At 56.1% G+C, this 6763-nt stretch carries 7 protein-coding genes; 3 read left to right on the top strand and 4 right to left on the bottom strand.

Features of this window, described 5'->3' with window-relative positions; genetic code table 11:
- Position 1: 1 nt before the first annotated feature.
- The 4 genes from K1X75_14185 to K1X75_14200 all read right to left on the bottom strand — a co-directional run bounded on the left by K1X75_14185 (position 2) and on the right by K1X75_14200 (position 3905).
- A complete protein-coding gene (locus K1X75_14185) occupies positions 2-1441 on the bottom strand; it encodes an NAD(P)(+) transhydrogenase (Re/Si-specific) subunit beta (protein MBX7059211.1) in 1440 nt (479 codons plus the stop codon).
- Positions 1442-1464: 23 nt separating this feature from the next.
- Entirely contained in the window at positions 1465-1770 is a 306-nt protein-coding gene (locus tag K1X75_14190; GenBank protein ID MBX7059212.1) for an NAD(P) transhydrogenase subunit alpha, read from the bottom strand.
- A gap of 25 nt (positions 1771-1795) precedes the next feature.
- On the bottom strand, positions 1796-2941 hold the full coding sequence (locus K1X75_14195; GenBank protein MBX7059213.1) for a Re/Si-specific NAD(P)(+) transhydrogenase subunit alpha: 1146 nt from the start codon (positions 2939-2941) through the stop codon (positions 1796-1798).
- Between the two features lie 100 nt (positions 2942-3041).
- Positions 3042-3905, bottom strand: coding sequence for a hypothetical protein (locus K1X75_14200; protein ID MBX7059214.1), 864 nt, complete (start codon positions 3903-3905; stop codon positions 3042-3044).
- A gap of 124 nt (positions 3906-4029) precedes the next feature.
- Here K1X75_14200 and K1X75_14205 point away from each other — a divergent pair, with 124 nt between their 5' ends.
- The 3 genes from K1X75_14205 to K1X75_14215 form a co-directional block, all read left to right on the top strand.
- Positions 4030-5106: a PA0069 family radical SAM protein gene (locus tag K1X75_14205; protein MBX7059215.1), complete on the top strand. Its 1077-nt coding sequence runs from the start codon at positions 4030-4032 to the stop codon at positions 5104-5106.
- On the top strand, positions 5021-6307 hold the full coding sequence (gene dinB / locus K1X75_14210; GenBank protein MBX7059216.1) for a DNA polymerase IV: 1287 nt from the start codon (positions 5021-5023) through the stop codon (positions 6305-6307). Before K1X75_14205 ends, dinB begins: the two co-directional genes overlap by 86 nt.
- A 50-nt stretch (positions 6308-6357) precedes the next feature.
- Positions 6358-6763, top strand: a 406-nt coding sequence (locus tag K1X75_14215; protein MBX7059217.1) for a pirin family protein, incomplete at its 3' end; no start/stop codon positions are given.

Raw genomic sequence — 6763 nt, forward strand, 5'->3', positions numbered from 1 at the left:
GTTAGCTGTTTGATTTGATTTCGGCGACCAATTTTGCCACGGCATCCTTGGCATCTCCAAGATACATGAGGCAGTTGGGATAGCCATAGAGCTCGTTGTCGATTCCCGCATAACCGGGCTTCAATGAACGCTTCACTACGACAACCGTTCGCGCCTTATCGGTGTTGAGGATTGGCATGCCGTAAATCGGACTGGAAGGCACATGCCGCGCGGAAGGATTGGTAACGTCATTTGCGCCAATCACCAGGGCGACGTCGGTATTGGCAAATTCCTCATTGATTGCGTCCATCTCGTAGAGCTTTTCATAGGGAACATTTGCCTCGGCTAATAGCACATTCATATGACCAGGCATCCGTCCTGCGACCGGATGAATTGCAAACTTCACTACACAACCGCGCTTTTCCAGAAGTTCGGAAAGCTCACGCACAACGTGTTGCGCTTGCGCGACGGCCATTCCGTAGCCAGGCACAATGATACAGGATTGCGCGGAGTCAAAGACCATTGCACATTCTTCGACGCCGATTTCCTTGACGACGATATCGGCGCCGCTGACGCCTGCCGGCCCGCTGGCCACGGGTGCATTGCCAAAGCCGCCCATGATTACGTTGAGCAGCGAGCGGTTCATGCTCTTACACATGATCTGCGTCAGGATAATGCCTGAAGCGCCCACCAACGCTCCGGTTACAATCAATACCATATTGCTGAGCACAAAACCGGTCAGTGCAGCGGCAATACCCGAATAGGAATTGAGCAGCGAAATCACTACTGGCATGTCCGCGCCGCCAATCGGAATAACAACCAGCACGCCCAGCAGCAGCGAAAGGGATGCCAGAACAATCAGCAGAGTGATCTTGGGAGGCCCGACGATTCCAATTGAATCATATATGGAACGCAGTGAAAAATCGTCAACGAGCAGCACGCCTCCAAGAGCAAGACCGAGAACCAGAAGCGTCAGATTGATGATATGCTGCCCGCGAAAGTTGACGGCCTTTTCTGTAACCAGTCCTTGCAATTTGCCGAATGCAATTACCGAACCCGTAAAGGTGACTCCGCCGACGATCACCGACAACGCCGTCGTCGACAGCGTAAAGGCGGGCATCTCCGGTTTCGCGACATACTCGGCGCTGGCCACCAGCAACGAAGCCAGGCCGCCGAAGCCATTCAACAGGGCGACCATCTGTGGCATGCCCGTCATTGGCGTCTTGACTGCCAGAAGTGCGCCAGCCAGCCCGCCGACAACAAAGCCAGCCACAATCAGTTCATAGGACTGCACATGCGGTTCAAAAATGGTCACGCCCATGGCAATCGCCATGCCAATCATTGACAGCAGGTTGCCTTGCCGCGCAGTTCGCACTGCGCTCAGGCGCTTGATGCCCAACACAAAAAGGACAGCTGAAATTAAGTACAGCAGATTAACGATGTCTTCCCGGTATTCGCCCATGAATTTGCTCGCCGACGGCGCTCCTATTTCCGCTTGAACATGCGCAGCATGCGCTCCGTCACCCAGTAGCCGCCGATCACATTGATCGTTGCGAATACCATGGCCAGGAAGCCGAGAATTGTATTCCAATCGTAGCCAAGCAAAACCTCAGCGCCGCCAGAACGGCTGCCAGCGCTCAAGATCGCTCCGACCACCGTGATGCCAGAAATTGCGTTGGATCCCGACATCAACGGGGTGTGCAAGGTCGGCGGAACTTTTGAGATCAGTTCAACGCCGAGGAAGATCGAGATCACGAAGATCGCGATCGCCATAATCACAGTCATTTCCATTGTAACCTACCCTGGTCGGTGCGCATCAGCCTAGCAGCTGTCTGGTTGCTTCGTGGATCACCTGGCCGTTGTGAGTGATCAACGCTCCCTTTACAATTTCATCTTCCTGGTTCAAAACCAGCGAACCCTCTTTGGTGAGGTATTCAAGAAGACTGAGCACGTTTCGGGAGTACAGCAGACTGGAATGAAAGGGAACGCTGGCCGGTAGATTGACCACCCCAACGATCTGCACGCCGTTGTGCTCAACAACCTCGCCGGCCTTTGTCAATTCGCAGTTTCCGCCGCTTTCTGCGGCCATATCAACCACAACGGCGCCCGGCTTCATGCGTTCTAGCACAGCGCGAGTCACCAATACCGGCGCCTTCTTGCCCGGCACCTGAGCGGTGGTAATCACTGCGTCGGCTTCTGAAATGTGCTTCGCCAGAATCTCCTGCTGTTTTGCAAGATACTCTTTGCTGGCCTCTTTGGCGTAGCCGCCCTGTCCAACCAGCGATTCGTCTTGCGGCGGTTCGATAAAGCGACCGCCAAGACTTTCCACCTGTTCTTTCGTTTCCGGTCGCACATCGGACACTTCGACTATGGCGCCCAATCGTTTGGCCGTGGCAATCGCCTGCAAGCCCGCGACGCCTGCGCCCAGAATGACCACGCGCGCCGGCGTAATAGTGCCCGCTGCCGTCATCAGCATCGGGAAGATTTTTTGCAAATGATAGGCGGCGATAATCACCGCCTTGTAGCCCGCCAAATTGGTTTGAGAACTCAGCACATCCATGCGCTGAGCGCGAGTGATTCGGGGAATTGCATCCATACCAAGGACGCTGATGCCAAGCTCCGCCGCCTTGCGAGCTTCTTGAGGATTGCTGAGCGAGTAGAAGAAGCTGACCAGAATGCCGCCCTTCTTCATCATTTCCAGCTCATGCTTGCCGCCCGAAAGCTGTTCCGGGCGCTGAACCTTCAATACAATGTCCGATTGGCTGAAGACGCTTGCAGCGTCGGAAACGATTTCGGCGCCTTCTTTCTGGTAGTCAGCGTCGCTGATGCCTGAACTGAGTCCGGCGCCGGCCTGGACCTTGACGGTGTAGCCAAGCTTCTTCACTAAACGGTGAACTGACTCTGGAACAAGCGCGACACGCGTTTCGCCCGATGCAGTTTCCCTGGGAACGCCAATAACCAAGGTGTATACCCTCGCAAGGATGGATCGTCAGGCTCCGAAGCACATGTAGCGCGGTCAAGTCTGTACAGAGAGCGGAGCAGTCGCCGAAAGCAAGACCAAACTACCACAGGACATAAGCCTTCTCAGCGAGCCGACTGAACCAATCGTAACTTATTTCGGCGCGACCGTCTCTACCCCATTGCACGCCCTGGGAGTTTTGTATCAAGTAGACCCTGCGCGCCTGCTCAAATCCAATGACGGCTACCGCTTGCTCCGCCCAATGATTGCCCACCGGACCATCCCAGGATGGCTCTTTCAATTTAAAGAAGTTCTCTGTAACGCGCAGCAGCGCCATGACCAATCGTCCCTGGAGCAAATGACCGCGCACCTGTTCAGGGTCGCCAATTTCGATCCGCGCAAAACCGCGAATCCTGCGGCGCAAGCCATCCTCAAGCGCAGCCAGGCCTGGCTGTGTCAAGATATCGTCGTTACGGTAGGCCATGAAGCGCATATCAGAACAACCGGCCAGCTTCAAATAGTTCAATGTATCGAGTAAGGCGATCCCCTGATTTCGTCCGCCATTCAGTCGATTGTAAATGAACGCCGGCGAACAAAGATAACCATCGTCAAAACTTCGCGCTCGGAAGGCCACGGACGCAGCAGCATAGCCCGCGGCCCAGGCAACGCCGCTGGCCTGCGAACCCTGCTCGCCCGCCTCCGGCGCAAGCGGCGAGATGTAAGCCGGGGGAGAATCGCGATCGATGCTGGCTAACATGATCGGCACTGCTAACTCTTCACTCTGCCAGGCTACGCGAGGCTGAATATCGTCAACGAGCCATCTACGCGGCTCAGGCCCGGTCAGGTTCTGGGTATCCTCGTTTGCTGCGCTCCCGCTTTCTGACCCCAGCAGGCAAGCCCCGCTGGTCAGGATGCACAGCAGGGGCAAACGCCAGCGGTTGGATCGAATCAGAATCGCATTCATCATACTTTCGCCTACAGTACTTTCGGAATATCCGCAGTGCCCGTTGAAGGCTTTCCACTTCCGGACTTGCTTTACCGAAACGGTCGATTTTTGTTTGCCTCCCATGCGTATAGTGTTCGACTGGACCATGGAACGCTGGCGAGGCCGGGCGGCAGGAAGAAACCCAACCGGTCGCTTTGAAAGTATTGATCGGACGCCGGAGGAAAGTGCGGCCACAGGAGAGCGTGCGCCAACCGAATACCGGGCGGATCAAGCCCGATCCATACTCGTCCTCAATCAGTCGCCAGATATTCCCTTTGAGGTCTCGCTCAATCCTTATCGCGGCTGCGAACATGGTTGCGTCTATTGCTATGCCAGACCGTACCACGCCTATCTGGGACTTTCCTCCGGTCTCGATTTTGAGACGCGAATCTTCTACAAAGAGGATGCAGCAGCGCTGCTGGGCAAAGAGTTTTCGAGAAAGGGCTATCAACCGCGGCCCATAGCCATTGCCGGCGTCACTGATCCGTATCAACCGGCCGAAAGGAACCTGCGAATCACTCGCTCCATACTGGCTCTCTGCCTGGAATTCCGGCACCCGGTGACGCTGATCACAAAAAGCGCCCTGATACTCCGCGACCTGGACATACTTTCAAAGTTGGGACATATGGGCCTTGTTCATTGCTACGTTTCTTTGACCAGCCTCGACGCCGACCTGGTTCGCAGCATGGAGCCGCGCGCCAGTTCGCCGGCCCGTCGGCTACAAAGCATTGCTGCCCTGGCTGCTGCGGCTGTTCCCGTCGGAGTCATGGTTGCTCCGGTCATTCCCGGATTGAACGACGAGGAACTGGAGAGAATCCTGGACGCTGCACGGAGGGCTGGCGCCAGGAGCGCTGGAACGATACTACTGCGACTGCCGCACGAGCTTCGCGAGATTTTCGATGAATGGTTGGTTCGGAATTATCCGGAGCGCCGCGATCGGGTCTGGCGGCTGATTGAAAGCGCTCGCGATGGAAATCGAACCGATTCCAGATGGGGACTTCGCATGACCGGGACAGGTCATTTTGCCAGGCTGCTAAACGGGCGCTTCATGCATTGCGTCCGCCGTTTGCAGTTTGTGCCAGCTCTGCCGCCCTTGCGTGAAGACTTGTTTCGAAAACCAGGCGGCGATCAACCTGATCTATTTCAAGCAACGGGCGAAGAGCGCTTTGCAGTCCAGGATTAACAGCAGGTCGCCAGCGCGAACCATTTTGCATGTCGATATGGACGCCTTTTATGCTTCCATTGAGGAGCTCGACCAGCCATCTCTTCGCGGAAAGCCCGTCGTTGTCGGCGCCGATCCAAGAGGAGGGCGCGGGCGCGGCGTCGTCTCTACCGCGAACTACGAAGCTCGCCGCTATGGAATTCATTCAGCAATGCCTATCTCACGCGCTTATTTGCTCTGCCCGCAGGCAGAATTCTTGCCCCCCCGTTTTGATCGCTATGTCGCTCTATCAACACAAATCATGCAGATCCTGCAACGCTTCTCGCCAGAACTCGAACCCTTGAGTATCGACGAAGCCTTCCTGGATTGCACCGCCAGCGTTGTCGCATTGGGACCGGGACTCGCTATTGCCCGCGCTATCAAGCAAGCCGTCCATTCTGAAACTGGCCTCACCGCCAGCGTCGGCGTAGCGGCCAACAAGTTTGTCGCAAAGGTCGCCTCTGACCTCGAGAAACCGGACGGCCTTGTGCTATGCGCGGCCGGAGAAGAGGCGGCCTTTCTAGCGGCCCTGCCCATTCGAAAGCTGTGGGGAGTTGGACCGCGTACAGCGGAACGGTTGCAGGCGGCCGGAATCCACACGATTGGCGCACTGGCCTCCGCAAATCCTGAAGCGCTGCGCTGCGCCCTGAAGAATCAAGCGCCACGATTGCAAGCCCTGGCCAGGGGCGAGGACAGTCGCGCCGTCGACAGTTCCAGAGTTCGCAAGTCCATAAGCGAAGAGACTACATTTGTAACAGATCAACTTGATCCAGCAACTGTCGTGCAGGCGCTGCGCTTCACCGCTGATCAGGCTACCCGCCGTCTCCGAAAGGAAGGATTGCAAGCGCGTACCATTCATCTCAAGCTGCGCTACAGCAATTTCGAGACGCTACTTCGCAGCCACACCTTCGATGAGCCCATCGATACCTTTGAAACCGTATTCTCCTGCGCGCTACAGCTCTTGCGGCGTTGCGCCGACGATCAACGAGCGAAAAGATTGGTTGGCGTCGGTCTGAGTTCGCTTACGCCCCGAGGACAGGAAAAAGACGGCCAGCTGCTACTGCCGACGCAAGAGGAAAAAGGGAACGAGGTGCGCCGCGATGAGCTCTTCGACTGGATGATTGCCCGCTTTGGCAAGCACGTCAGCAGGGCTTCGCTAATTCCACCGAGAAAAGATGATTGATTCCCTGCTTCCGCATTGCCTATTCCACTGGCCGCGCCTCTAAAACCAATATGGACAGCAAGCTGGAGATTCACCGCGCTCGCTCCAGAGGGAGTTTCGATTTTGGCTGGCTGCGCACTGCACACAGCTTTTCCTTTGGCGAGTACCGCAATCCGGCTCGAGTACAATTTGGTCAATTACGCGTCCTGAATGATGATTCCTTGATTGGCGGGGCCGGGTTTGACACGCATCCACATAGGAATATGGAAATCATTAGCATTCCGCTGCGCGGCGCCCTCGAACATCACGATAGCGGCGGAAACCATGGGGTCCTTCGCTCTGGCAACATTCAAATCATGTCCGCTGGCGCCGGCATTCTTCACTCTGAATTCAATCATTCTGCAACGGAAGATCTCAACTTCTTGCAGATCTGGATTCTGCCCCGAATTCGCGACATCGATCCGCGCTACCAACAGC

The sequence above is a fragment of the Leptospirales bacterium genome (genome assembly GCA_019694655.1).
In the GTDB taxonomy this organism is placed as follows: domain Bacteria; phylum Spirochaetota; class Leptospiria; order Leptospirales; family Leptonemataceae; genus SSF53.